21 protein-coding genes and 1 tRNA gene are annotated in these 25176 nt (G+C 69.7%); 10 read left to right on the plus strand and 12 right to left on the minus strand.

The features are described from left to right. Positions 1-42: 42 nt before the first annotated feature. The gene (locus H504_RS0129675; protein WP_026425759.1) at positions 43-1311 is read right to left on the minus strand and encodes a tyrosine-type recombinase/integrase; all 1269 of its coding nucleotides are present in this window, start codon (positions 1309-1311) and stop codon (positions 43-45) included. A gap of 98 nt (positions 1312-1409) precedes the next feature. Further along, a tRNA-Tyr gene (locus tag H504_RS0129680) sits at positions 1410-1493 on the minus strand. A 159-nt stretch (positions 1494-1652) separates the two neighbouring features. On the opposite strand from H504_RS0129680, the gene H504_RS0129685 reads away from it, so the two are divergent. Together H504_RS0129685 and rfbA are read left to right on the plus strand one after the other, a co-directional pair. Further along, positions 1653-2144, plus strand: a complete 492-nt coding sequence (locus tag H504_RS0129685) for a YajQ family cyclic di-GMP-binding protein (RefSeq protein ID WP_026425760.1) — start codon at positions 1653-1655, stop codon at positions 2142-2144. Positions 2145-2370: 226 nt separating this feature from the next. After that, positions 2371-3252: a glucose-1-phosphate thymidylyltransferase RfbA gene (rfbA, locus tag H504_RS0129690; protein WP_026425761.1), complete on the plus strand. Its 882-nt coding sequence runs from the start codon at positions 2371-2373 to the stop codon at positions 3250-3252. Positions 3253-4024: 772 nt separating this feature from the next. On the opposite strand, the gene htpX is transcribed toward rfbA, so the two are convergent. From htpX to ddaH, 4 genes are all read right to left on the minus strand, one after another. Beyond that, positions 4025-4942: a zinc metalloprotease HtpX gene (htpX, locus tag H504_RS0129695; RefSeq protein ID WP_281173677.1), complete on the minus strand. Its 918-nt coding sequence runs from the start codon at positions 4940-4942 to the stop codon at positions 4025-4027. A gap of 32 nt (positions 4943-4974) precedes the next feature. Then, positions 4975-5754 (minus strand): siderophore-interacting protein, encoded by a 780-nt coding sequence (locus H504_RS37685; protein WP_169735480.1) that lies wholly within the window; start codon positions 5752-5754, stop codon positions 4975-4977. 44 nt (positions 5755-5798) lie between these two features. Beyond that, complete coding sequence (locus tag H504_RS43740; RefSeq protein WP_281173678.1) at positions 5799-5933, minus strand: hypothetical protein; 135 nt, start codon at positions 5931-5933, stop codon at positions 5799-5801. A gap of 165 nt (positions 5934-6098) precedes the next feature. Next, the gene (ddaH, locus tag H504_RS0129710) at positions 6099-6956 is read right to left on the minus strand and encodes a dimethylargininase (RefSeq protein ID WP_245614507.1); all 858 of its coding nucleotides are present in this window, start codon (positions 6954-6956) and stop codon (positions 6099-6101) included. Between the two features lie 75 nt (positions 6957-7031). On the opposite strand from ddaH, the gene H504_RS0129715 reads away from it, so the two are divergent. The 8 genes from H504_RS0129715 to H504_RS39130 all read left to right on the plus strand — a co-directional run bounded on the left by H504_RS0129715 (position 7032) and on the right by H504_RS39130 (position 16063). Beyond that, complete coding sequence (locus tag H504_RS0129715; protein ID WP_026425764.1) at positions 7032-7481, plus strand: Lrp/AsnC family transcriptional regulator; 450 nt, start codon at positions 7032-7034, stop codon at positions 7479-7481. A gap of 9 nt (positions 7482-7490) precedes the next feature. Beyond that, the gene (locus H504_RS0129720) at positions 7491-8267 is read left to right on the plus strand and encodes an enoyl-CoA hydratase (RefSeq protein ID WP_026425765.1); all 777 of its coding nucleotides are present in this window, start codon (positions 7491-7493) and stop codon (positions 8265-8267) included. A 213-nt stretch (positions 8268-8480) separates the two neighbouring features. Beyond that, complete coding sequence (locus tag H504_RS0129725) at positions 8481-10376, plus strand: 2-oxoacid:acceptor oxidoreductase subunit alpha (protein WP_026425766.1); 1896 nt, start codon at positions 8481-8483, stop codon at positions 10374-10376. Continuing rightward, positions 10373-11431, plus strand: coding sequence for a 2-oxoacid:ferredoxin oxidoreductase subunit beta (locus H504_RS0129730; RefSeq protein ID WP_026425767.1), 1059 nt, complete (start codon positions 10373-10375; stop codon positions 11429-11431). The genes H504_RS0129725 and H504_RS0129730 overlap by 4 nt, the downstream gene beginning before the upstream one ends. Positions 11432-11538: 107 nt before the next feature. Next, positions 11539-12201 (plus strand): Crp/Fnr family transcriptional regulator, encoded by a 663-nt coding sequence (locus H504_RS37690; RefSeq protein ID WP_084468386.1) that lies wholly within the window; start codon positions 11539-11541, stop codon positions 12199-12201. 93 nt (positions 12202-12294) lie between these two features. Beyond that, positions 12295-13128, plus strand: a complete 834-nt coding sequence (locus H504_RS37695; protein WP_051386396.1) for a hypothetical protein — start codon at positions 12295-12297, stop codon at positions 13126-13128. After that, the gene (locus H504_RS0129745; RefSeq protein WP_026425768.1) at positions 13125-15014 is read left to right on the plus strand and encodes a hypothetical protein; all 1890 of its coding nucleotides are present in this window, start codon (positions 13125-13127) and stop codon (positions 15012-15014) included. Before H504_RS37695 ends, H504_RS0129745 begins: the two co-directional genes overlap by 4 nt. Then, on the plus strand, positions 15011-16063 hold the full coding sequence (locus tag H504_RS39130) for a hypothetical protein (RefSeq protein ID WP_157440716.1): 1053 nt from the start codon (positions 15011-15013) through the stop codon (positions 16061-16063). Before H504_RS0129745 ends, H504_RS39130 begins: the two co-directional genes overlap by 4 nt. On the opposite strand, the gene H504_RS0129755 is transcribed toward H504_RS39130, so the two are convergent. From H504_RS0129755 to nuoL, 6 genes are all read right to left on the minus strand, one after another. Beyond that, on the minus strand, positions 16060-16455 hold the full coding sequence (locus H504_RS0129755) for a sunset domain-containing protein (RefSeq protein WP_157440717.1): 396 nt from the start codon (positions 16453-16455) through the stop codon (positions 16060-16062). The genes H504_RS39130 and H504_RS0129755 overlap by 4 nt on opposite strands. Before the next feature lie 136 nt (positions 16456-16591). Next, positions 16592-18718: a sunset domain-containing protein gene (locus tag H504_RS43425; RefSeq protein WP_026425770.1), complete on the minus strand. Its 2127-nt coding sequence runs from the start codon at positions 18716-18718 to the stop codon at positions 16592-16594. A 146-nt stretch (positions 18719-18864) separates the two neighbouring features. Then, a complete protein-coding gene (locus H504_RS0129765) occupies positions 18865-19872 on the minus strand; it encodes a polyprenyl synthetase family protein (protein WP_051386398.1) in 1008 nt (335 codons plus the stop codon). Positions 19873-20015: 143 nt separating this feature from the next. Next, entirely contained in the window at positions 20016-21596 is a 1581-nt protein-coding gene (gene nuoN / locus H504_RS0129770; RefSeq protein ID WP_051386415.1) for an NADH-quinone oxidoreductase subunit NuoN, read from the minus strand. After that, entirely contained in the window at positions 21596-23221 is a 1626-nt protein-coding gene (locus H504_RS0129775) for an NADH-quinone oxidoreductase subunit M (RefSeq protein ID WP_035306835.1), read from the minus strand. The genes nuoN and H504_RS0129775 overlap by 1 nt, the downstream gene beginning before the upstream one ends. Then, positions 23218-25125 (minus strand): NADH-quinone oxidoreductase subunit L, encoded by a 1908-nt coding sequence (gene nuoL, locus H504_RS0129780; protein WP_035306926.1) that lies wholly within the window; start codon positions 25123-25125, stop codon positions 23218-23220. Before nuoL ends, H504_RS0129775 begins: the two co-directional genes overlap by 4 nt. Between the last annotated feature and the right edge of the window lie 51 nt (positions 25126-25176).

Raw genomic sequence — 25176 nt, forward strand, 5'->3', positions numbered from 1 at the left:
ACACGATACCGACGTGACCCGTGGGTGCGGACTACGCGTTGATCATGGCTTCGAACGGCGCTTGGGCATGCGCGACGCGAGGATCTCGGCGGCCTTGCGGTCAGCACCAGCCACCCAGGCCGCGTAGACGCGCAACGTCGTGGCGCCACCTCCGCCGTGTCCCAGGCGGCCGGCCACCGTCCGGAGGTCCACACCTGCGGTCAGGAGTTCGGTCGCGGAGTAGTGGCGGAGTTCGTGGATGTGCGTCTCGATGCCCAGCTTCGTTGCCATGTACTTGTACCGGCCGGAGACGCTGTCCGGCTTGCACGGAACACGCGGGTCAGGGTTCCGCGCGCCCACGAACACGTACAGGTCACCGGTGAATTCGATGTTGAGGGCCGCGCATCGTTGACCGCACCGCTGGCGCAATTCACGCAGCAAGACGGCCGTTTCCGTGTCCAGCGCGATCCGCCGCATCTGGTGAGTCTTGGTATCTTTGATCTTCTTGATCCCGCCGCGATCGATGTAGCTCTGGCGGATCTCCAGCACGCCCAGGTCCAGGTCGATGTGGTCCCACCGGAGCGCGCAGACCTCCCCGCGCCGCATCCCGGTGGTCATGACCAGCCAGACCAGCGTCCCCCAATCGTCGTCGACCTCGAACGCGGCTTCGATCAGCAGAGCGGCTTCCGCCGCCGATGGCGGGTTCGGCTGGGACGGGCTCTGACGCGGACGCTGGGCCTTGCGCGCGGGGTTGTCGTCCAGCCATTCCCAGCGCACGGCCGCCGCCAACGCACCGCTGATCACAGCGTGGATCTGCCGCACGGTCGACGCCGCCAGTGGCTTGCACATGTGCGGCTTGCACCCGACGCTGAGGCAGTCGTGAAGGCCGGTGGACTTGTGGGCGACGAACGGCTTGCCGTCGCATCGGTCACGGCACCTGCGGAGTTCAGCGTTGAACGACTCCAGGACGCGAGGGGTGATCTTGCGAGCGGCCAAGGCGCCTAGGGCGGGCCGTATGTTGCGCTCGATGTAGCCCCGATAGCCCGCGCGGGTGCTGTCTTCCATCTCGGCGACCTTGAGCCACTCTTCAAGTACCTCGCCGAGCGAGATAGAGGTCTCGGTGACCCGCTGCTTCTCGACTTGGGCGAGCAGGCGGGTAAGGACCGTGTTGGCTCGCTTGTAGGCAGCCTTGTCGTTGCCCTTGACCGACTCGCGGAGGTACGAGCGCTTGCCAGTGACCGGGTCATCGCCCGCGTAGACGACTACGCGGAGGTTGGACCCGCGCTGCTCGATGCGACCGCGCTGGCGGGATTCATCTGGCAAAACAGGCATGGCCTTGAGTGTACGTTCGCACCCAAAGCCGCACCCAAAGATCATCTTCGCCGAGGCGGACGATCTACTATTCGGTTATATGTCCTGGTCAGGACACGTGGTGGCGGGTAGAGGATTCGAACCTCTGTAGCTTTCGCGACGGATTTACAGTCCGCTCCCATTGGCCGCTCGGGCAACCCGCCGGGGTCCGGGTGGTGCCGGACGTGCGGAACCTTACCCAATGGGTCTGGGTGAGTTCCAGCGGGGACCCCCCTGCGCGACCGGGGACCCCCTCCTGGGTGGTGGCGGCGGTAGCATCCGTGCCGTCGGTGAACAACCCCTAGCGCGGAGGTGCGAGGCACGTGGCGGACCCGTCATTCGACGTGGTGAGCAAGGTCGACCGGCAGGAGGTGGACAACGCGCTGAACCAGGCGGCCAAGGAGCTGTCCACGCGGTTCGACTTCCGCGGTACCGGGGCGAAGGTGAACTGGGCAGGCGATGAGGCGATCACCTTCGAGGCGGACACCGAGGAGCGCTGCGCGGCCGCGATCGAGGTGTTCAAGGAGAAGCTGATCAAGCGGGGGATCTCGCAGAAGGCGTTCGACGTCGGCGAGCCCGCGCCGTCGGGCAAGGTGCACAAGGTGACCGGGAACCTGGTGCAGGGGATCTCGGCGGAGAAGGCCAAGGAGATCGCGAAGAAGGTCCGCGACGAGGGCCCGAAGGGCGTGCAGGCGCAGATCCAGGGCGACCAACTGCGGGTGTCCGGCAAGAAGAAGGACCAACTGCAGGAGGTCATCGCGCTGCTGAAGGGCGCGGACTTCGGGATCGCGCTGCAGTTCACGAACTACCGGTGAGGCGCGGCGGGCCCGCACCGGGCCCGCCCCTCCCCGGTTTCCACTGTGAGTGATGATTGGGCCGTCACCATCGAGGGTGGCGTGGGTCACCGGTAACTGTGTGTGCGCTAGGGGCGATGCACTGACGGGGCGTCGTCGCCGAACAGGGGATGCGGGCGTCTCTACCGTGGGTAGCCTCGGCTTGGTGGACAACCAACCGGTGCGCTCGGACACGACAGGAGCCGTGATGAAGGGCATCGTCCTCGCCGGGGGGAGCGGGACCCGGCTGCACCCGATCACGCAGGCCATCTCCAAGCAACTGCTGCCGGTCTACGACAAGCCGATGATCTACTACCCGATCTCGGTGCTGATGCTGGCGGGCATCCGGGACATCCTGATCATCTCCACCCCCGCCGACCTGCCCAGTTTCGCACGCCTCCTCGGCGACGGCACCCAGTTCGGCGTCCGGTTCAGCTACGCCGAACAGGCCCACCCCAACGGCCTGGCCGAGGCGTTCATCATCGGCGAGGACTTCGTCGGCGACGACCACGTCGCCCTCGTCCTCGGCGACAACATCTTCTGGGGCCTGGGCTTCTCCCAGATGATGCAGGCCAACACCACCAACCTCGACGGCGCCGTCCTCTTCGGCTACCCCGTCAAAGACCCCCAGCGCTACGGCGTCGGCGAGGTCGACGCGGACGGCAAACTCGTCTCCATCGAGGAAAAGCCCGCGCACCCCAAGTCCAACCGCGCCATCACCGGCCTGTACTTCTACGACAACGACGTCATCAAGATCGCCAAGTCGCTGACCCCCTCGGCCCGCGGCGAACTCGAGATCACCGACGTCAACCTGGAATACCTCCGCCAGGGCCGCGCCCGCCTCCTCGACCTCGGCCGCGGCTTCGCCTGGCTCGACACCGGCACCCACGACTCCCTGCTCGAAGCGGGCCAGTTCGTCCAGGTCCTCGAACACCGCACCGGCGTCCGCATCGCCTGCCTCGAGGAAATCGCCCTCGACCGCGGCTTCATCACCCCGGACGAGTGCTACGCCCTCGGCACCAAACTCGCCAAATCCGGCTACGGCGACTACGTCATGACCGTCGCCCGCGCCGCAGGCGCCACCGCCTGACCCGCCCCGTCCCCACACCCTGACGACGAGCGCAGAACGAGCCTCACGACAACCCCGACCAGCCCATCTGTACTGAGGTGCTGCGACTCCTGAAGCCCCCAGACGGCGGAGCCGATCTTGAACCTTGCGGCAGAGGCGAACAAGTCAATCGCCGGATTCGGGCGAGGTCGGCGGGCCGGTCAACGAACAACCCTCCACCTTGTCCACAGGCAAGGCCGCGTCCTCCCGCCCGCCCTTCGCAACCGGTAGACTGGCACCGGGGACGCCCCCCGGAGAGGGTGGGGGCCGGGGTTGGATTTTGCGGGGGTGGGGCGGGGTGTCAATAGCTGGATCGGGTGGGGGCGTTGGCTGGCGAGTTGCTGGTGACGGGGTCGTGCGCGCAAGTGTGGGGGGTGGCCGCTGGAACCGTTGCGCGACAGCCACTTGGCGCTGCTGCCGATGAGAGGCGAGCGCTTGGGCGAATGAGGCCAGGGCGGTAGCGGGCTGGCCCTTACCGCCTGGCCTCATTCCGCGCAGCGGCCCCACTCCACTCTTGCTCGCCCCCACCCCGCCCAGGCCGGAATCCGCTCTGCGCCAGGCTCCATTTTCGCGCCTTACCCGCAGGCACCTGCACTCCACCATCTCAACGTCGGTCAGCGCCTACACCTGTGGCGCTTGGCCCACTTCTTCCAGCAACTCCTTGCCCCCATCCCCATGCCTTCGACGCCCAGGGTGGAACTCGGCGAGGAGTGAGAGCAGGCGCGGGGGCCAGGGGGCCGAGCGACAAGGGACGTCAGGCGGGTGGGGGGAGTTCCCGGGCCAGGCGTTCGAGGCGGGTGATGCGGTCGGCGATGGGGGGGTGGGTGGCGAAGTGGCGGGAGACGCCGTCGCCGGGGCGGAAGGGGTTGGCGATCATCAGGTGGGAGTGGACGGCGACGGCGGGTTCGGGGGCGAGGGGGGCCAACTGGGTGCCGTGGTCGAGTTTGCGCAGGGCTGAGGCGAGCGCCAGTGGGTCACCGGTGAGGCGGGCGCCGGATTCGTCGGCCTGGTACTCGCGGGAGCGGCTGATGGCCAACTGGACGAGGGTGGCGGCGATGGGGCCGAGCAGGGCGATGAGGAGCAGGGCGATGGGGTTGGCGCGGTCGTCGTCATCGTCGCCGAAGATGCCCGCGAACATGGCGAGGTTGGCGAGGATGCTGATGGCGGCCGCCAGCGCGCCCGCGACGGACGAGATGAGGATGTCGCGGTTGTAGACGTGGGACAGCTCGTGGCCGAGGACGCCGCGGAGTTCGCGTTCGTCGAGGAGGTCGAGCAGGCCGGTGGTGCAGCAGACAGCGGCGTTGCGCGGGTTGCGGCCGGTGGCGAAGGCGTTCGGGGCGGCCGTGGGACTGATGTACAGCCGGGGCATGGGCTGCCGGGCGGCGGTGGCCAGTTCGCCGACAATCCGGTACAGCGCGGGCTGTTCCCATTGCGACACCGGACGGGCCCGCATCGCGCGCAGGGCGAGCTTGTCGGAGTTGAAGTACGCGTAACCGTTGACGCCGACCGCGATCAGCACGCCGACGACCAGCGCGGTGCGGCCGAAGAAAGAGCTGACGACCAGGATCAGCCCACTCATCCCGCCCAGCAGGAGGGCGGTTCGCAGTCCGTTGTAGTGCACGTCCGCCCCCTTCCGCGCGGCACCGGCGATGTCCGCGTGTCCAACGCGCACGTGGGGTGAGAAGTTCCAACCGGACAGTCGGTCTAGTTGCCGCTCTCCCCGAGCCGCCAGTACGTGGTGGGGCGGACCCGCGGCCGCGGGTAGCCGCGGCCGTCGAGCAGGTGCGCCCGGACGGCCAGCATCGCGGTCCGCTCGCCCGCCAGCCAGACCTCGGGGACACCACCCGGCAGGTCGGCGGCGCTGATCGCGTCGACCAGAGCGGTGCTCTCACCCGCGGGCACCCCGCCGCGGTGCAGCCAGGTGATGCCGTTGACCTGCTGTTCCTCGGTTTCGTCCGCGACCTCGACGAAGGCAAGCACCGGCTTGTCCGGTGGCAGGGCTGTGAGAATCGCCGCAATGGCGGGCAACGCGGTCTCGTCGCCCGCGAGCAGGTACCAGTCGGCGGCCGGGTCGGGCTGGTAGGCGGGCGACGGGCCCACGAAGATCATGTCGTCGCCGGGCTGGACCCGCGCGGCCCACGCCGACGCCGGGCCACCGTCGCCGTGCAGCACGAAATCGATGTCGACCTCGTTGGTGACCGGGTCGTGCCTGCGGATCGTGTATGTCCGGGTCAACGGCCGAACCCGCGCCCACAATCCGCGTGCCGACTCCAGGGTCAGCGGCTCGGGCAGCACGGTGCCCTCGGGGTAGAGGTACAGCATCACGTTCTGGTCGGTCCCCGCCCCGGCCAACGACGCCAACGACTCGTGCCGGACCGTCACCCGGGCCAAGTGCGGAGTCACCCGCTCGACGCGCACCACCGGAACGCGCCACAACCGGGTCTCTTGCCTGCGGGAACGCCTGCGGGACTCATTCGTGCTCATCCCGCCCATCCTCGCGCCCACCCCACCCCGGGCGCGCACCGGGCTCAGCGCTTGGCGGCGCTGAACACCGGGTTCTCCACCGACGGCCGCTGCACCGGCACCGCCTTCGGCTGCTCAACCGGCGCACTGCTCTGGAACACCGGAACCTGCGGCTTCTGCGGACGCGGAGTAGTGCTCATGGAAATCCTCTCCAGACAACGATCTGACGGCGCTGAAGTGCCCAGCGACCGCCGTGCCCTAACAGCCTCGTCGCAATCACACCACAGCGCCACGACATTTCCCGCTCACACGACCGGCAACGACTTGGACCATGCCTGATGTTCGCGATGCGCGACGCCGAGTCGTCAGCCCCTGATTTCCATGGTGCAGCACTTGGGGCCGCCGCCGGATTTGCGGAGTTCGGTGATGTTGATGGGGTGGGGGGTGTAGCCGTGGGTGGCGATGGCGGCGGTGAGGGCGGTGGCTTCTTTGGGGATGACGACGTTGCGGCCGTCGGAGACGGCGTTGAGGCCTAGGCAGGCGGCGTCTTCCTCAGTGGCGAGGATGGCGTCCGGGTAGAGGCGGCGGAGGAGGCGTTGGGTGCCCGGGGAGAAGGCGGCGGGGTAGTAGGCGATGTGGGCGCGCGAGCCCGGTGTGGCCTCGGTCAGCACGAACAGCGCGACGTCGAGGTGGTAGTAGCGGGGGTTGACCAACTGCAGTGACACCACGGGGACGCCGAGGACTTCCTGGGCTTCGGCGTGGGCGCCGGGGTCGGTGCGGAAACCGGTGCCCGCCAGCAGCAGGTCGCCGGTCCAGACGAGGTCGCCTTCGGCTTCGTTGGTCTTGGTGGGCATGACGATGTCGCGGTAGCCGTGGTCGAGGAACCAGGTGCGGTAGAAGTCGGCCTCGGCGGTGCGTTGGGGGGCGCGGAAGCGGGCGCCGAGGACGACGCCGTCCACCACGGTGCCCGAGTTGGCGGCGAAGACCATGTCCGGGAGGCCCGGCTGCGGCTCGATCGTGTCGACCCGGTGGCCCAGCCGCTCGTAGGTGTCCTTCAGCACGGTCCACTCGGCGATGGCGGCGGCGGTGCTCACCGGGCGGGTGGGGTCCATCCACGGGTTGATCGAGTACTCGACCGCGAAGTGCGTTGGCTCGCACATCAGGTAGCGCCGCGCGGTGGCGACGCGGGCCGCGGTGGGCTGGCGGACGGGTGCCGAGGTCATGGATCGAAATGTAAGCCCGGTCCACGCCTACCATCAATGTCGCTCAGTCGCCCTCCAACCGGCATTATGTTGCGCATGGACGTCATCGATCAGCGAATCATTGCGCGGCTGGTGGCCGACGCGCGGTCCAGCTACGCCGAGATCGGGAAGGCCGTCTCGCTGTCCGCGCCCGCGGTGAAGCGGCGGGTGGACCGGTTGCTGGAGGCGGGGGTGCTGCGCGGCTTCACCGCCGTGGTCAACCCGGAGGCGCTGGGCTGGGGCACCGAGGCGTTCGTCGAGGTGCACTGCCAGGGCAACGTTTCGCCGGACCGGATCAGGCAGCGGTTGGAGCCGCTGCCCGAGGTCGTCGCCGCGTACACGGTGTCCGGGGCGGCGGACGCGATCGTGCACCTGCGGGCCGCGAACATCCACCACCTGGAGGACGCGCTGGAACGCCTGCGCGCGGTGGACATGGTGTCCCGCACCGTTTCCACCGTCGTCCTCTCCACCCTGCTGGAGCGACCGCCCGCGCCGGAGCACGGATAGGGTCCGGGCATGACCGTCCAGCTCCAGCGGCGCGACGGCGTCGCCGTGCTCACCCTTGACGACCCTGAGCGGCGTAACGCGCTGACCCTGGCGAGCTCCGCGCGGCTGGCCGAGTTGGTCGCCGAGTGCGAGGCCGACCCGGGCGTGTCCGCCGTCGTTGTCACCGGCACCCCGCCCGCGTTCTGCGCGGGCGCCGACCTGACCGTGCTCGGCGAGTCCCGGGAAGAGGGGTTGCGCGGGATCTACGCGGGGTTCTTGGCGGTCGCCCGGTGTGCGCTGCCGACGATCGCGGCGGTCGGTGGGGCGGCGGTCGGCGCGGGGCTGAACCTGGCGTTGGCGGCCGACGTCCGGATCGCGGGACCGGGGGCACGGTTCGACGCCCGGTTCCTCCAACTGGGCATCCACCCCGGCGGTGGGATGACCTGGATGCTGCAGCGGCTGGTCGGCCCGCAGACCGCGACGGCGATGACGCTGTTGCGGCACGTGCCCGACGCGGCCGAGGCGCGGCGGGTCGGGCTGACTCTGGCAACGGTTGACGGCGACCACGACGCCCTCGTCCGGACCGCCGTGGACATGGCCGCACCGGCGGCGAAGGCGCCACGCGACCTAGTGCTCTCCATCAAACGGTCCATGCGCGCGACCGCGGCGCAAACCCGCCACGACGACGCGATAGAGACCGAGCTCACCGCCCAGGTCGACTCGATGGATTCTCCCGAGTTCGCCCAGCTCCTGGCGGAGATGAAGGCGCGCATCTCGACCAGGGCCGATCGTCCGGCATCCAACTGACCGGGCGCGGGTGTCCACCATCCGGGATAAGTGTGACCAAGAGTTACACTCAAACTGGGACCGCACCGGCCCCATACCCGATACTTTGTGGCGGGGGTCTCCCGGGGGACTGTGATCTGCAGCGCGTTGCACGGGTCCGGGGTCCCGGGATGCCTACCGTTGGACGAGGCACGACCAGTAGCCGGGTGTCAGGAGAGAGGGATCGGCCAGCTCATGAGCACAGGTGTGGACGGTGGCGCCGCCGCCACCGGTACCCCGCGATCGGTCACCAAACTCGACCGAGTGGTGATCAGGTTCGCCGGGGACTCCGGTGACGGCATGCAGCTCACCGGCGACCGCTTCACCTCGGAGGCCGCGGCCTTCGGCAACGACCTGTCCACCATGCCCAACTTCCCGGCGGAGATCCGCGCACCGCAGGGCACCATCCCCGGTGTCTCCAGCTTCCAGGTGCACTTCGCCGACTACGACATCCTGACCCCGGGCGACCGGCCGGACGTGCTCGTCGCGATGAACCCGGCCGCGCTCAAGGCCAACATCGCCGACCTGCCCGCGGGCGGCACCCTCATCGTCAACACCGACGAGTTCGTCAAGCGCAACCTGACCAAGGTCGGCTACGCGGCCAGCCCGCTGGAGGACGACTCGCTCGCGGCCTACCAGGTGCACCAGGTCGCGATGGCCACCATCACGCAGAACGCGCTCGCCGACACGGGTCTCGGCAAGAAGGACGCCGAGCGCTGCAAGAACATGTTCGCGCTCGGGCTGCTGTCGTGGATGTACCACCGGCCGACCGAGGGCACCGAGCGGTTCCTGCGCGAGAAGTTCGCCAAGAAGCCGGACATCGCCGAGGCGAACGTGCTGGCCTTCCGCGCGGGCTTCTACTACGGCGAGACCACCGAGGCGTTCGCGGTCACCTACGAGGTCGCGCCCGCCAAGCTCGCCCCCGGCACCTACCGGCAGATCACCGGCAACACCGCGCTGGCGTACGGGATCGTGGCGGCGGCGCAGCAGTCGAAGCTGCCCGTGCTGCTCGGCACCTACCCGATCACCCCGGCGTCGGACATCCTGCACGAGCTGTCCAAGCACAAGCAGTTCGGCATCACGACCTTCCAGGCCGAGGACGAGATCGCGGGCATCTGCGCGGCACTGGGCGCCAGCTACGGCGGCGCGCTCGGCGTCACCTCCACCTCCGGCCCCGGCGTCGCGCTCAAGTCCGAGACCATCGGCCTCGGCGTGATGACCGAACTGCCGCTGATCGTGATCGACGTGCAGCGCGGCGGGCCGTCCACCGGGCTGCCGACCAAGACCGAGCAGGCCGACCTGCTGCAGGCCATGTACGGCCGCAACGGCGAGTCCCCGGTGCCGATCGTCGCGCCGCAGTCGCCAGCCGACTGCTTCAAGGCCGCGTTGGAGGCCACCCAGATCGCGCTGACGTACCGCACCCCGGTGCTGCTGCTCTCCGACGGCGCGGTCGCCAACGGCTCCGAGCCCTGGCTGGTCCCGGACGTCGACGACCTGCCGGACCTGACGGTGGAGTTCGCGACCGAGCCCAACTCCCCCGACGGCACGGCGTTCTGGCCGTACCTGCGCGACCCGGAGACGCTGGCCCGCGCCTGGGCGGTCCCCGGCACGGCCGGGCTGCAGCACCGCATCGGCGGGCTGGAGAAGGCCGACGGCACCGGCAACATCTCCTACGAACCGGACAACCACGACCGCATGGTCCGGCTCCGGCAAGCCAAGATCGACGGCATCCCGGTACCCGACCTGGAAGTCGACGACCCGACCGGCAAGGCGCGGGTCCTGGTGCTGGGCTGGGGCTCCTCGTACGGCCCGATCGGCGCGGCCTGCCGGCGGGTCCGCAAGCTAGGGCACTCCGTGGCCCAGGCGCACCTGCGCAACCTGAACCCGTTCCCGGCCAACCTGGGCGCGGTCCTGCGCTCGTACGACAAGGTCGTGGTCCCGGAGATGAACCTCGGGCAGCTCGCGCTGCTGCTGCGCGGGAAGTACCTCGTCGACGTCGTCAGCTACACCAAGGTCGCAGGCCTTCCGTTCAAGGCCGAGGAACTGCAGAACGTGCTCACCGACATCGTGAAGGGGGTCGATGCGGCATGACCACGATCGACTTGGGGCTCCCCGGACTCGCCGGGGTGCCGACCGCCGACGAACCGCAGAAGGCCAAGGACTACAAGTCCGACCAGGAAGTCCGCTGGTGCCCCGGCTGCGGCGACTACGTGGTGCTCAACGCCGTCCAGTCGTTCCTGCCGACGCTGGGGCTCAAGCGGGAGAACATCGTCTTCATCTCCGGCATCGGCTGCTCGTCGCGCTTCCCGTACTACATGAACACCTACGGGATGCACTCCATCCACGGGCGCGCCCCGGCCATCGCCACCGGCCTCGCCACCGCCCGCCCGGATCTCTCGGTGTGGGTGGTGACCGGCGACGGCGACGCGCTGTCCATCGGCGGCAACCACCTGATCCACACGCTGCGGCGCAACGTGAACCTGAAGATCCTGCTGTTCAACAACCGGATCTACGGGCTCACCAAGGGCCAGTACTCGCCGACCTCCGAAACCGGCAAGGTCACCAAGTCCACCCCGATGGGCTCGCTGGACCACCCGTTCAACCCGATCTCGCTGGCCCTGGGCGCCGAGGCGTCCTTCGTTGGCCGCGCCATCGACTCCGACCGGGCCGGGCTCACCGAGGTCCTGCGCCAAGCCGCCGAACACCGCGGCTCCGCGCTGGTCGAGATCTACCAGAACTGCCCCATCTTCAACGACGGCGCGTTCGACGTCCTGAAGGACGCGGGCGAGGCCGAACAGCGCCTGATCCCCCTCCAGCACGGCAAACCCATCCGCTTCGGCGCCAACGGCGAGTACGGGGTGGTCCGGGCCGGGTTCGGCTCACTCGACGTCGCCAAGGTCAGCGAGGTCGGCGAAGACGCCCTGGTCGTGCACGACGCCCACGCCGAGGACCCGTCCTTCGCCTTCGCACTGTCCCGACTGTCCACTCAGGACCTCAGCCACACGGTCACCGGCGTCTTCCGTTCGGTCACCAGGCCAACCTACGACGACGCTGCCCGCGCACAGGTGGACGACGCGAAAGCATCCCGAGCCGCCGACCTGGGCTCGCTACTGCGCGGCAAGGACACCTGGACCGTCATCGCCTGACCATTCCACGTCGTCGAGCCCCCGGCCTCCGTCGGGGGCTCGACTGCTTTCGGGTGATCGTCAGACCGCGCGCGGGCGGGATGCGGTAAGCATCGGACGTGAACCGTGTGACTTCGCGGCCCGTGCGGGGGTTTCGCGAACTGCTGGGCGAACAGAAGTGGGCGGGCCTGCTCGACCACGGGGTGGAGCGGACCTACCCGCCCCGGTCGACCCTGATGCGCCAGGGCGAGCCGGGAACCTGGCTGCTGGCCGTGGTATCCGGCCGGGTCAAGGTGTACGGCACCGAACCGGACGGCGGCAGGCTGCTGATCGCCCTGCGCGCGGCCGGTGACCTGATCGGCGAGATCGCCGCGCGAACGGCGAACCCGCGCACTGCCACAGTGGAGGCCATCGACCGGTGCACGGCGCGGCTGCTGTCCGCCGAGCAGTTCACCGTCTTCCTCGACCGGCACGACGGCCAACGCGCCCTTGGCGACTACGTGATCTCGAAGCTCTCCCAAACCGTGCCGTACGAGATGGAGTTGGTGCACTTCAGCGCCGAACGCAAGATCGCGCGGCTGCTGCTGGAGGTGCTGGCGCTCGCCGACGACGCCGCGGTGGACCCGGCCCGGATACCGTTCTCCCAACAGGAGCTGGCCGACGCCCTGGGCATGGTCCGCAGCACCGTCGCGCAGTACCTCCAGCGGTTCAAGGACTCCGGCGCGTTGGCCCCGGGACCGCGGCTGACGGTGGCCGACCCGGGCCTGCTGCGCGCCTTCGCCGGGGTGTGACCCGGATCCCACTCGAACTGTCCGACGACGGACAGTTCGGTCAGACGAGTCCCGCGATCCTCTCTCGTGCACCGGAACACGAGGAGGACAACCGTGGCCGACCTGCCGCCCTACCGGGCGCTGCTGGTGGTGGACGTCAAGGGCTTCGGCGGCGTGGAAAGCCGCAACCACGCCGAGATCACCGAGCGGGTACCACTGATCCTGCGCGCGGCGTTCCAGCGCTGCGGCCTGGGCGACGACTGGGACGAGAAGCGGTTCGGGTTCACCACCGGAGACGGCTACGCGGCGGGATTCCCGTCCACGCTGTTGCCGCGGTTGCTCAAGCCGCTGCTGCAAGCCCTGCAAGACGAACTGGACTACCGGGACCGGGTGCGCGCGGACCCCGTTCCGCTGCGGATGCGAGTCAGCGTGAACGTCGGCCCGGTCACCGACACCGGTGAAGGGCTGATCAGCGAGGGCAGTGGGACCGCGCGGGTGGAAACACACCGGTTGCTCGACGCCGAGCCGGTGAAAGCCCTGCTGGCCCGCTCCGGTCCGAACACCCGGGTCGTGGCGGTGGTGTCGGCTCGTGCCTTCCACGACGCCGTGGCGGGCGGGTACACCGATGAACCGCGCGAGTTGTACGTGCCTGCACCGGTGGCGGTGAAGGAACTGACCGACCTGGCTTACCTGCGGGTGCCTTCCCCTACCGGCGACCTGTTGCGTGAGGGGTTCCTTCCCCGAACCGACGAACCGGTGCAGACTCCGCAGGACCGCCTGCCCGAAACCACGAACAGCGCGACGAACGTGCGGGGGAACGTCACCCAGGGCCGTGACCACATCAATCACAACATCAACGTCAACTCCCCGAGCAACATCAACAGCGGTTCGGGGCCGCAGCTCAACGGTTCGGGTACCCAGTACTACGACCACCGCAGCTCGACATGACGATCAACTCCAACCATGACGTCAACGCACCCTCGAACATCAACAGCGGCACCGGGCCCCAGCACAACCACTTCTACGCACCGCAACGGAGACGACGAGAGCCGCGGTTCTTCTCCACCGAGGAGATCCGACGGCTGGCCGGGCGGTTCGTGGTCCCACCGGGCTTCCCGGCGGACGCGTTCACCCGGTCCAGCACGATCCTGATCACCGGTCCGAACGGCGCGGGCAAGGTCACCGCCGCGCTGATGCTGTTGACCGACCGGGGAAGCGCCGACGTGGCGCTCCGGGTGCTCGACGACCAAGCCCCTGACCCCGATGATCCGGTCCTGGACGCCAACGAACTCCGGCAGGACGACCGGCTGCTGCTCAACCTTTGCGACGTACCGGAAAGCAGGGTTCGCGAGTTGCGGCCCGAACTTGAGGCGTATCTGGCGGCGGTGGCACGAGCACAGGCCCGCCTCGTCGTCGTGGCCGGTATCCGACAACTGCCCTGGCTACCGGATTCCCTTGTCGCACAGCAGCGACAGATCCAGCGGCCGGACGGCACGGACGTGCTGCGCGAGCATTTGGCCGCCGAGGGCATCCGACTCCCGACCACACTGTCGCAGCTGGAGCGGTTGTCGGACTACCTGACCGGATCGCCCTACGACATCGCCGAACTCGCGCGGACGACGGTCCAGGCCCGTGATCACGGCGACGGCGACGACCCGGTCGCCTGGTTGCGGTCCGCCCTGGCTGCTCGACTCGACCGGGCCGACCAGGCGGCGAACCTGTTCATCAACCACCAGGAAGCAGGCACGCGCGTCCTGATGGCGACGGCGGCGTTCCTGTCCGGCGCACCGCTGGACGCGCTGGTCGCCGCGGAGGCCATGTTCGGCCGCATGGTCAAGCTACCCAGGGACGACCAGCACGCCATGGCGGGCGCGCACCTGGCGGAGCGGATGGGTGAGGTCGGGCTGCACGCCGACGGGCGGCGCACCGTGGCGTTCACCCAGTTGGAGATGGACTCCGCGCTGCGCACGCACTTCTGGACCTACTTCCCGGATCTGCGGCCCACGGTCGAACTGTGGGTGCGGGAGGTGACCGGAGCCTCCGTGCTGCCAGGGGAAACGGCGGACAACCTGCTCACCCGCTATGCCGATCTCCTGCTCACGACCGGGAACGGCCTGCGGTTGACGAAGCTGGCCGAACACTGGTCCACCACGCCGAAGCGCCGGGAGCACCCCGAACTGGCGGCTCGGGCACTGCGGATCGGGCTGCGAGACCCCGAGTGGTCCGGGCGGTTCCGCGAGTTCGTGTACGACCGGTCACGGGCCCGGGATCTGAAGTCCGAGTTCGCGAAGGTCCTCATCACAGCGTGCGAACAGGACATCGCGCCCAACCGGCCGCCGCAGGCGCTGGTGCGGCTGCACCACTTCACCAGGCACAGCGACCCGGACGTCCGAGCCCTGGCCCACGACACGCTGATCCGCGCGGTGCACCGGTACGGGTTCCAGCGCTGGCTGCTGTACCGGTTGTGCCGCTCCGAGAACCTGAGCGACACCGATCGGGCCATCGTGCTCGACCTCCAGATCCCGCCCGCGATGGCAGGCGAGTACCACACCAGGCGGAACCTGCTGACGCTGTGGCAACAGATCTTCCGGGACACCACGCGCACCGACCGACCCGACCTGCTGTGGGAGTGGCTCGGTCGGGACCCGGAGCTGGTGATCGAGGCGTGCGGGGGGCGGGCGAACCTGCTCAACGAGCTGTACCTGCTGGCCCGCGACCAGGTACGCCACGCCGTCGACCGGAGGTCGGCCGTGGCGCGGGCGAACACCGTGCTGCGGCACGTCGACGCCGCGCTGGGAATCGACGACTACACCAACGAGAGAGGACAGGGATGAGCAGGGACATGACGAGGGTGGCCGTGTGGGGAGCGATTTCCCTGCTGCTACCGGTGTTCGCGGGCGCGGTCTTCCAGTGGGACGCGTGGATCACTCCCGTGGTCGTGATCGTCCTGCTCGGCGTGACCGCGTTGGCAACGCGGGAACAGTGGCGGCAGGCCAGCCATCCGCCGAGGGTGGAAGAACCGGAACCGGTTTTCCGGCCGCTGCCGCCCCCGGTCGAGCCGCCGCCTCCGCCTCCGCCTGCCGCCCGGGTGGTGACGTCGGTGGGCCTGGCCAGCTCGGTCGAGGGGATTCCGTTCACCTTCGGGTGCACGGTGCAGTGGCAGGGGCTCGGGCACGCGGCCGTACACACCGATCCGGAAGCGCTGGCCGTGCAGGCTGTGCTCGACCGGGCCAGGCAGGTGACCGCGCGGCATCACCCCGAGGACAGCGGCACCGTGCACGCGCTGACCGCCGCGCTCGGACACGTCGCGCCGGACGCCACCCGCGCGGTCACGGCGTGGGCGTCGTCGATCACCCTGACCATCGGCGACGAGTACCGCTCCTACGTGCAGGAACTCGCCGCTCTGCGCAGGCAGCAGCAGCTCGACCGGTTGCACATCGACCACGAGCGGACAGTGCGGTCCTACCTGAGCGACGACGTGCTGACCTCGGTCGGCAGCACCGTCGTCTGGTGGCTGGCCAAGGACCAGACCAAGGTGCGGGAGACCGTCGACCTGATCGGGGCGCTGGCGCACCTCTCGGCAACCGCCAACAACGCCGAGCCGGACCTGCGGTACCGCCACGACCACCGGCCCGAGCCGATCGCCACGCCCATCATCATCAACGGCAGTGAGAACGGCAACGGACACCATCCGGTCGCGGGGAGCGATCTGCTACCCGACCCGGACGACAACGAGAACGCCCTGTTCGGAGTCAACCAGGCCAACCTGTTGGAGCGGCACGGCTTCACCGACCTGGCCGACGAAACCCGCAAGCGGTACGGGGTCGAGGACTGGGGCAACCCGGGAGACGAGCCCGGGGAAGACCCGCGGCCGCAGGACTAGAGGTCGCTGGGTTCGGCTGGGGTGGTGGCGTTCCAGGGGACGAAACCGGCGCGTTCGGCGTCGGTGGGGGTGCGGAACCAGACGGTGGCGGTGGTGGTGGGGTAGGCGGGGGATTCGGTGGTGTGGAAGACGCCGTGGGTGCCTTTGACGGTGTAGTCGGTGGAGGGGGCGGTGCCGTCGGGGCCTGCGGGGGCCGCGGGGGCGTCGTAGGCGTCGTCGAGGGTGCCGGAGACGCGGGTGTACTCGGCGTCGCGGGACTGGAGGGGGATGCGGACCTTGGGGGTCGGCATCACCCACGGGGGGCGCGGCGCGGCGGCTCTGGTGAGGAAACGCCAGGTGAGGGCGATGCCGAGCAGGAAGGACAGCACGCACCAGAGAAGTGGTCGCCGCATGGGTGCCTCCTCGTGGCCGTCGCCGGACGGGTTCACGGCCTGGAAACCCTTGTATCACCCAGCGTGGGCGGCTGCCACCCAGGCACGGCCGTGCGCCGCCGCGCGTCGCACCAAAGGGTGACCCCCGGACCGGGGGTCAGCCGAGGGGGCGGAAGCCGACCCGCTCGGCGTCGGCGACCGAGCGGAACCACACCTCGGCGACCGTGCGGTCGAACTTCGGCGACTCCGGCGAGCAGTAGCGCAGCGCGGTGACGCTGGCCTTCACCGTGTACTCGCTGGACGGCGACCGGCCACCGGGCAGCGGCATCGCCGAACCGGGGCCGAACGGGCCGGGCGGCACGAACGGGTCGACGCCGGTGGGCGGCGACTGCTGCAGCGTGCGGGCGCCACGCAGCCGGTTCGGCGGCGGGGGCGCGGGCTTGCTCGCGCCGGAGGTGTCCGCGGGCAGGATCGGCTCGAACAGAGACCGCTCGCGGTCGGACGTGGCCGTCGCGGTGCGCGCGACCTGCGGCTCAAGTGCCGGGGCGGCGACGGGGGCGGGCGGGGCGGCCGGGGACGAGGTCTGCACGCCGAACGGGAACCGGGTCTGCGGCTTCGCCGGGACCCGCTTCGGCAGCAGACCCGCACCCCGCTCCTGCTGGGCCTGACCGTAGGCCAGGGTGGGTTCGATGGGCTGCTGGAACCCCGGCTGCTCGGTCACCACCGCCCGCGCCGGTTCGGGTATCGCCACCTCGGCCGCGGCGTGCGCGGGCCTGCGCTCCAGGTCCGACTCCGGCTCGGACGTCCACGCGGGCTCGGCGGAGCGCCACGGGGACTCCGGCTCGGCGGACCCGCGCGCGGGCTCGGCCAGCCACTCGGCGCCCTTGTCCTGGCGCCACGGCTCGACGGTGTCGGCGGGCTGGTAGCGGGTGTTCTCGGCGGCGGGCTCGAAAGACCGGTCTGCGTCGTCAGTGTGGTCGGGCGCGGGCTCGTCGTCGTGGATCGCCGGGACGAACTGCGTCTGGTCGACGGAGGCGATGGCCGGGGCGTCGCGGCGCTCGTCGTCCTCGCGGTCGGCGGACTCGTCGAATCGCTCGTACTGCGTGGCCTCGTTGTATGTGGCCTCGTTGTATTGCGTGGCCTCGCTGTACTGGGTCGACCCGTTGAACTGCGCAGGCTCGCGGTACTGCTCAGGCTCGTCGTACTGAGTCGACTCGCCGTACTGCGCGGGCTCGCTGTACTGCGTCGGCTCGTTGTACTGCGTCGACTCGTACTGGGCGGCCTCATCGTGCTGCGCGGGCTCACCGTGCTGCGTGGCCTCGTCGTACTGCGTGGACCCGTTGTACTGGGTGGGCTCGTGGTGCTGCGCGGCCTCGTGGTGCTGGGCGGGTTCCTCGGCGGGGCGCGTGCCGTAGCGGGCCACCTCGGTCGGGTCCAGGTAGCCGGTGCGGTCGAAGTCCGGCTCGTCGTCCAGGTCGTCGACCAGCGAGTGCTGGTCGGCGGACTCGTCGAGCTCGCGGATCAGTTCCGCCGGGATCGGCGTGGTGTGCTGGGTGAAGATCGTGCCGCGGTCGTCGTCGCGATCTTCGTCGTCGTAGTCCTCGGCGTCCTCGGCAGTGGAGCGCTCAGCGACGGCGGCGGGCTGCTCGTGGTCGTCTTCGGCGTAGTACTCGGCCTCGGTGGACTCGTCCAGGTCGTCGACCAGCCGGTCGTGCCTGCCCGCGGGGACCGGCTCGTCGGCGCGCTCGGCCTCGTCCAGGTCGGCCTGCTCGGTGTCGCGGTGCTCGGCATCGAGGTCAGCGGTGTGCTCGGCGGCGTCGGCCTCGTCGACCAACTGGTCGGACTGGGGCGGGTCGGCGAACCAGTCGCGCTCGGTCTCGTCGGCGGCGGGCCGGATGAACTGGGTGGCCTCGACCGACGACGGCTCGACCCGCCGGGCGTGCTCGACCGGCTCGATGTCGGTCAGCGACGGCTCACCGGACGGGGCGGGCATCGCGCGCAGGCCGTTGTCGTCCTCGTCGGACAGCGTCAGCAGCCCGCGGCGGATGTCGTCGCCACCCGCGGCGACCCGCTGCTCCACCGGTTCCGCGTGGAACCCGGGGACCATCGAGTAGCCGCTGTCCTCGGCTGCGGGCAGCGCGTCGCGCCTGCGGGACTGGGCGAGCTGGTCTTCCAGCTCGACGACGCGCCTGCGGGCGGGGAGGGCGACAATGGCCCAGCACAGGGCCGCACCGACCAGGAAACCGGCGAGGCTCCACACCCACACCTGCCCGAAGAACGGCATCGCCGACCTCTCCCTCCCGGCCGCGTCCGGACCGACGCGTCACACGGTTGTCCAAGCCTAGGGGAGGTTACTGCGACGCGTCGGACCACCGGCGGCATGCCGCGCAATTAGCCGCTACGTCACAGTGGGCCAGCCAAAACGGTGCCTCAGCGGGTTCGCGCGACTACATAACGTGTCAGCAGTTCCATCGCGTCGCGGGCGGCGCACGGGGGCAGGTCGCCGAGCGCCGCGTACCCGCGTTCGACGTAGGTCCCCAGCGTCTGGCGGGCGCGTTCCAGCCCGGCTGACCGGCGCAGCCGCTCCAGGGCCTCCTCAACCGCGTCGTCGGCGGCGATCGGGCCGGACAGCAGCTCACCCAACCGGGGATCATCCCCTTCAGCGATGGCGTAGAGCATCGGCAGGGTCAGCACCCCCTCGCGCAGGTCGGTGCCCGGGGTCTTGCCGGACTCGTGCGCCGGGGAGGCGATGTCGATGATGTCGTCGGAGATCTGGAACGCGGCGCCGATGATCTCGCCGAACCGGTGCAGTGCCTCGACCTCGGTGCGCGACGCACCGGAGAACAGGCCGCCGTAGCGGCCGGAGGTGGCGATCAGCGACCCGGTCTTCTGCCCGATCACCGACAGGTAGTGCTCGACCGGGTCGTCCGCGCCGGGGCCGACCGTCTCGCGCATCTGCCCGGTGACCAGTTCGCGCATGGTCTCCGCGATCACCCTGGTGGCCTCCGCGCCGAGGTCGGCGACCAGCATCGACGCGTGCGCGAACAGGAAGTCGCCGGTCAGGATGGCCACCGAGTTGTTCCACCTGGCGTTGGCGGACGCGTCGCCGCGGCGCATGGTGGCCTCGTCCATGACGTCGTCGTGGTAGAGCGTGGCCAGGTGCACCAGTTCCACCGCCACCGCCGCGGTGACCACCTGGTCGGTCGCGCCGTCGTTGAACTCGGCGGCCAGCAGGGTGAACAGCGGCCGGAACCGCTTGCCGCCTGCCTTGAACAGGTGCAGGGCCGCCTCGTCGACGAACTCGAAGTCGCTGTGCACGACCTCGCGCAGCATCGACTCGACCCGGGCCAGACCGCCCGCGACCGTGCCGACCAGACGGGGGTCGGCCTGGTCGAGGCCGAGGAACGCGGGGATGCCGGAGTTCTCGGTGGTGGTCACGGCAGCGGCACTCCTGATCAGCGTTCGGCTGTGGAATCCCGAGCCTACTTGGCACCCCGGCGCACACCGCCCCGGATGTCTCGAAGGCCACCCCCGCGCGGCGCGGGGGTGGCCTTCGTCAAGACAGTCCGGAACGCCCGGGTCTAGTGGATCGCGAAGACCCCGCTGCCCGCCCAGTCGAGTGCGAACGCGGGCGCGACACCCAGCAGCAGCGTGACGATGACGCCGAGGGTGATGGCGGCCGTGGTGAACGCGCCGGGCACGGTCACCGAGGGGCCGTCGGCGGCGGGCTCGCTGAAGTACATCAGCACGATCACCCGGAGGTAGAAGAACGCGGCGACCGCGGAGGCGATCAGCGCGATCACCACCAGCGGCGCCATCCCGCTGGCGACCGCGGCCTGGAACACCACGAACTTGCCGACGAACCCGCTGGTCAACGGGATGCCCGCCAGGGCAAGCAACAGGAACGTGAACACACCGGCCACCAGCGGCGAGCGCTTCGCCAGCCCCGCCCACTGCGACAGGTGCGTCGCCTCACCGGACGAGTCGCGCACCAGGCTGATCACGCCGAACGCGGCGAGCGTGGTGAAGCCGTAGGTCAGCAGGTAGAACAGGGTGCCGGACAGGCCCTTGTCGGTCAGCGCGATCGCGCCGATGAGCAGGAAACCCGCGTGTGCCACCGACGAGTACGCGATCATGCGCTTCACGTCGGTCTGGGTCAGGCCGAGCACCGCGCCGATCAACATCGACACGATCGCCACGCCCCAGAGCACCCCGCGCCACTCCCACTGGGTGGAGCCGAAGGCGACCTGCAGCACCCGCAGGATCCCGCCGAACGCGGCGACCTTGGTGCAGGCGGCCATGAACGCGGTCACCGGGGTCGGCGCACCCTGGTAGACGTCCGGGGTCCAGGTGTGGAACGGGCCGACCGACGCCTTGAACAGCAGACCCACCACCAGCAGGCCCATCCCGGCGAACAGCAGCGTGTCCGAGCGGTCCGAACCGGCGGCAGAGGCGGCGATGTCGCTCAGCCGCACCGAACCGGCGTAGCCGTAGAGCAGCGCGACGCCGTAGAGGAAGAACGCCGAGGCGAACGCGCCGAGCAGGAAGTACTTGACCGCCGACTCCTGGGACAGCAGGCGGCGACGGCGGGCGAGGCCGCACATCAGGTACAGCGGCAGCGACAGCACTTCCAGCGCCACGAACATGGTCAGCAGGTCGTTGGCCGCGCAGAAGGTCATCATGCCGCCGAGCGCGAACAGCGTCAGCGGGAAGACCTCGGTCTGCATGCCGGTCGAGGCGACCTGCGCCCGGTCCTGGACGGTGCCCGGCCGGATCGCGGCGGACGCGACGAACGCGCCGCCCGGCTCGACCGAGCGGTCCGCGATCAGCAGCACCGCGCCCAGCGTCAACGCCAGCAGGGTGCCCCACAGGAACAGCGTGGGCCGGTCGACCGCGAGCGTGCCGAACATCGCCGTCTCCCCCGCGGCAGGCGCGTCGGAGACGTAGGTGACCAGCTTGACCGCGGCGGCCGCGAGGGTCAGCAGCGCCAGCGCCACCTGCGCGGGCCAGCGCAGGTGCCGGGGCAGCAGCGCCTCGAACAGCACGCTCAGGCAGGCCGCGCCGAGCACGATCAGGATCGGCCAGATCGCCCCGATCGGCGGCGCCTCGATCTTCGCTGGCTGTGCGGGCTGCGCTTGCGCGAGCACCAGCACGGAGGTCATCACCGACACTGCAACTGCCTCTCTCCGGACTGGACAGCCTGGACCGGGTCGACCAGCGCCGCCTGGCACATGGTGGCGTTCACGGCCGGGGTCACGATGTCGAGCACCGGCTTGGGGAAGATCCCCAGGCCGACGATGAGCAGGACCAGCGGCGCGAGCACCAGCTTCTCCCGGCCGCTGAGGTCGCCGATCGCCCGCTTGGCGCCCACCTCGGGGTCGACCATGGTGCCCGGCCCGCCCGCGGCGCCGACCAGCGCGTTGCCGCGCAGCGGGCCCTGCATGACCCGCTGGTAGAGCCACAGCACGTAGAGCGCGGCGAAGATCATGCCGACGGTGCCGATGATCGTGTACACCGGCGCGTTCGGGAACGAGCCGACCAGCACCAGGAACTCGCTGACGAAGGAGCTGGTGCCGGGCAGCGACAGCGAGCTCAGGCCCGCGATGAGGAACAGCGCGGCGAGCACCGGGGTCAGCTTGGCCATGCCGCCGTAGTCGGCGACCCTGGTGGAACCGCCGCGGGCGATCACCATGCCCACCACCAGGATCAGCATGCCGGTGGCGATGCTGTGGTTGACCATGTAGGTGACCGAGCCGGTCAACGACTGCGAGCTGAACGCGAAGATGCCCAGCGCGATGAAGCCGAAGTGGGCGATCGACACGTACGCCAGGAACCGCTTCATGTCCCGCTGGCCGGTGGCCAGCATGGCGCCGTAGATGATCCCGGCCACCGCCAGGACCAGCACCAGCGGCGCGAGCTTGCGGCTGGCGTCGGGGAACATCGGCAGCAGGTAGCGCAGGAAGCCGAAGGTGCCGACCTTGTCCAGGATGCCGACCAGCAGCACCGCTACCCCGATCGGCGCCTCGGCGGTGGCATCCGGCAGCCAGGTGTGCAGCGGCACCAGCGGCGCCTTGACCGCGAACGCGATGAAGAAGCCGAAGAACAGCCAGATCTGGGTGGACAGCGGCGCGTCGTGCACCACCTGGACCAGGGTGGCCCAGTCGAAGGTGCCCTTGCCGAGCTCGTTCCCGGCCATCACGTAGCAGCCGATGACCGAGGCCAGCATGATCAGGCCGCCGAGGAACGAGTACAGGAAGAACTTCACCGCCGCGTACTGCCTGCGCTGGCCGCCGTAGGAGCCGATCAGGAAGTACATCGGGATCAGCATGATCTCGAACAGCACGTAGAACAGGAACACGTCGGTCGCGGCGAACACGCCGACGGTCAACGCCTGCTCCAGCAGGATCAGCGCGAAGAAGCCGCCCTTGCTGCGGCCCTCGGGCAGCTTGTCCGCCCAGCCCGCGCCGATCACCAGCGGCACCAGCAGCCCGATGACCGCGATCATCACCAGCGCGATGCCGTCGACGGCGAACGAGATGTGCACGCCGAAGGACGGGATCCAGTCGAACGAGAACGACTGCTGCAGCCGGGCCCCGCTCGGCTCGAACCGGAACCAGGCCACCAGGCCGAGCACGAACTCGACCACGGAGAACCCGAGCGCGGCGGCCTTGGCGGTGCCGTCGTTGCCGCGCAGGGCGACCACGACGACGGCGCCGAGCAGCGGCAGCAGCAGGAGCGCCGCCAGCAGCCAGGACCCCGCCGAGGAGACCGACGTGGGGTTGGTCATGCGAACCTCACCATCAGCAGTGCGGCGATCACCAGGATCGACCCTCCGAGCATGGACAGCGCGTACGAGCGGACGAAGCCGGTCTGCAGCCTGCGCAGCCGGCCGGAGCTGCCGCCCAGGCCCGCCGCGATGCCGTTGACCAGGCCGTCCACGCCGCGGTTGTCGACGAACACCAGGAACCTGGTGAGCCAGACGCCGGGGCGGGCGAACAGCGCCTCGTTGAGGTGGTTGCCGTACAGGTCGGCGCGCGCGGCGCGGACCGGGAAGGACACCCGCTCGGGGCGGGCGACCGGCTGCTCACCGCGGCCGAACAGGGCGAAGGCGATGCCGGCGCCGATCGCGGAGATCACCACGGTGAGGATGGAGACGACGGTCGCCGAGAGCGGGCCGTGCTCCTCCTGCAGCTTGCCGACGGCGGGTTCGAGCCACTCCGGCAGCATCCCGGACAGGATGCCGCCCGCGGCGACCGAGCCGATGGCCAGGATGATCATCGGGACGGTCATCGTCGGGCCGGACTCGTGCGGGTGGTAGGCACGGCCGTCCGCGGACTTCAGGTTCTCCCAGCGCGGCTTGCCGAGGAACACCAGGATCAGCAGGCGGGTCATGTAGAACGCGGTGAGTCCCGCGCCGAGCAGCGCGATGCCGCCGAAGACCCAGCCCCGGGTGCCACCCTCGGCGAGCGCGGCCTCGATGATCGCGTCCTTGGAGAAGTAGCCGGACAGGAACGGGAAGCCGATCAGCGCGAGGTAGCCCAGCGTCCAGGTGACGAAGGTGATCGGCATCTTCTTGGCCAGGCCGCCGAGCCGCCGGATGTCGCCCTCGTCGTTCATGCCGTGCATCACCGAACCGGCGCCGAGGAACAGCCCGGCCTTGAAGAAGCCGTGGGTGAGCAGGTGCAGGATGCCGAGCGCGTACCCGGCCGGGCCGAGGCCGACGGCCACGATCATGTACCCGATCTGGCTGACCGTGGAGTACGCCAGGACCTTCTTGAAGTCGTCGTAGGCGCAGCCGATGACGCAGCCGAGCACCAGGGTGATCGCGCCGATGATCATCACGACCAGTCGGGCGTCGGCCGCCTGCGCCAGCGAGTACAGCGGGCTGGACCGGGCGATCAGGTAGACACCGGCGGTCACCATCGTCGCGGCGTGGATCAGCGCGGACACCGGGGTCGGGCCCGCCATCGCGTCCGGCAACCACGCCTGCAGCGGGAACTGGCCGGATTTACCGCAGGCACCGAGCAGCAGCAGGATGCCGATCGAGACGATGACCCCGGTGGACTGGTGGCCGATCTGGGCGAACACCACGTCGTACTGGGTCGACCCCATGTTCTTGAACATCAGGAAGATCGCCAGCGCCAGGCCGACGTCGCCGACCCGGTTCATCAGGAACGCCTTCTTCGCCGCCGTGGCCGCGAAGTCCTTGCCCTGGTACCAGCCGATCAGCAGGTAGGAGGCGAGGCCGACGCCCTCCCAGCCGAAGTAGAGGGTCACGAACCCGTTGCCCAGCACCAGCAGCAGCATCGCCGCGACGAACAGGTTCAGGTAGGCGAAGAACCGCCGCCGGTCCCGGTCGTCGGACATGTAGCCGACCGAGTAGATGTGGATCAGCGAGCCGACCCCGGTGATCAGCAGCACGAAGGTCAGCGACAGCGGGTCGAGCCGCAGGCCGAACTCGACGTTGAGGCTGTTGACCGGGATCCAGTCGAACAGGTGCAGGTCGCGCGTGCGCGCCGCCGCGTCCAACGAGGTGGTGCTGAAGAACAGGATGAGGCCGTAGACGAACGCCGCGACGACGGTGGCGATGCCGAGCAGGTGCCCCCACTTGTCGGTGCGGCGACCGCCGAGCAGCAGCACCACGGCCCCGAACGCGGGCAGCACGAGCAGCAGCCACGCCGCATTCGCCACCCCGGACGCCTGCTGCACCTCGGCAGCGGCGAGGTTGATGGTTCCCGTCAC

The sequence above is a fragment of the Actinokineospora inagensis DSM 44258 genome (assembly GCF_000482865.1).
GTDB classification, from domain to species: domain Bacteria; phylum Actinomycetota; class Actinomycetes; order Mycobacteriales; family Pseudonocardiaceae; genus Actinokineospora; species Actinokineospora inagensis.

What these genes read in the sequence shown, in the direction of transcription:
- rfbA (WP_026425761.1), top strand. Translation starts at nt 2,371, where the DNA reads ATGAAGGGCATCGTCCTCGCCGGGGGGAGCGGGACCCGGCTGCACCCG.
- H504_RS0129725 (WP_026425766.1), top strand. Translation starts at nt 8,481, where the DNA reads ATGAGCACAGGTGTGGACGGTGGCGCCGCCGCCACCGGTACCCCGCGA.
- ddaH (WP_245614507.1), bottom strand. Translation starts at nt 6,956, where the DNA reads ATGACCTCGGCACCCGTCCGCCAGCCCACCGCGGCCCGCGTCGCCACC.
- nuoN (WP_051386415.1), bottom strand. Translation starts at nt 21,596, where the DNA reads ATGACCTCCGTGCTGGTGCTCGCGCAAGCGCAGCCCGCACAGCCAGCG.
- H504_RS0129775 (WP_035306835.1), bottom strand. Translation starts at nt 23,221, where the DNA reads ATGACCAACCCCACGTCGGTCTCCTCGGCGGGGTCCTGGCTGCTGGCG.
- H504_RS0129720 (WP_026425765.1), top strand. Translation starts at nt 7,491, where the DNA reads ATGACCGTCCAGCTCCAGCGGCGCGACGGCGTCGCCGTGCTCACCCTT.
- H504_RS37685 (WP_169735480.1), bottom strand. Translation starts at nt 5,754, where the DNA reads ATGAGCACGAATGAGTCCCGCAGGCGTTCCCGCAGGCAAGAGACCCGG.
- H504_RS0129755 (WP_157440717.1), bottom strand. Translation starts at nt 16,455, where the DNA reads ATGCGGCGACCACTTCTCTGGTGCGTGCTGTCCTTCCTGCTCGGCATC.
- H504_RS0129730 (WP_026425767.1), top strand. Translation starts at nt 10,373, where the DNA reads ATGACCACGATCGACTTGGGGCTCCCCGGACTCGCCGGGGTGCCGACC.
- H504_RS43425 (WP_026425770.1), bottom strand. Translation starts at nt 18,718, where the DNA reads ATGCCGTTCTTCGGGCAGGTGTGGGTGTGGAGCCTCGCCGGTTTCCTG.
- H504_RS0129715 (WP_026425764.1), top strand. Translation starts at nt 7,032, where the DNA reads ATGGACGTCATCGATCAGCGAATCATTGCGCGGCTGGTGGCCGACGCG.
- H504_RS0129675 (WP_026425759.1), bottom strand. Translation starts at nt 1,311, where the DNA reads ATGCCTGTTTTGCCAGATGAATCCCGCCAGCGCGGTCGCATCGAGCAG.
- H504_RS43740 (WP_281173678.1), bottom strand. Translation starts at nt 5,933, where the DNA reads ATGAGCACTACTCCGCGTCCGCAGAAGCCGCAGGTTCCGGTGTTCCAG.
- H504_RS0129745 (WP_026425768.1), top strand. Translation starts at nt 13,125, where the DNA reads ATGACGATCAACTCCAACCATGACGTCAACGCACCCTCGAACATCAAC.
- H504_RS39130 (WP_157440716.1), top strand. Translation starts at nt 15,011, where the DNA reads ATGAGCAGGGACATGACGAGGGTGGCCGTGTGGGGAGCGATTTCCCTG.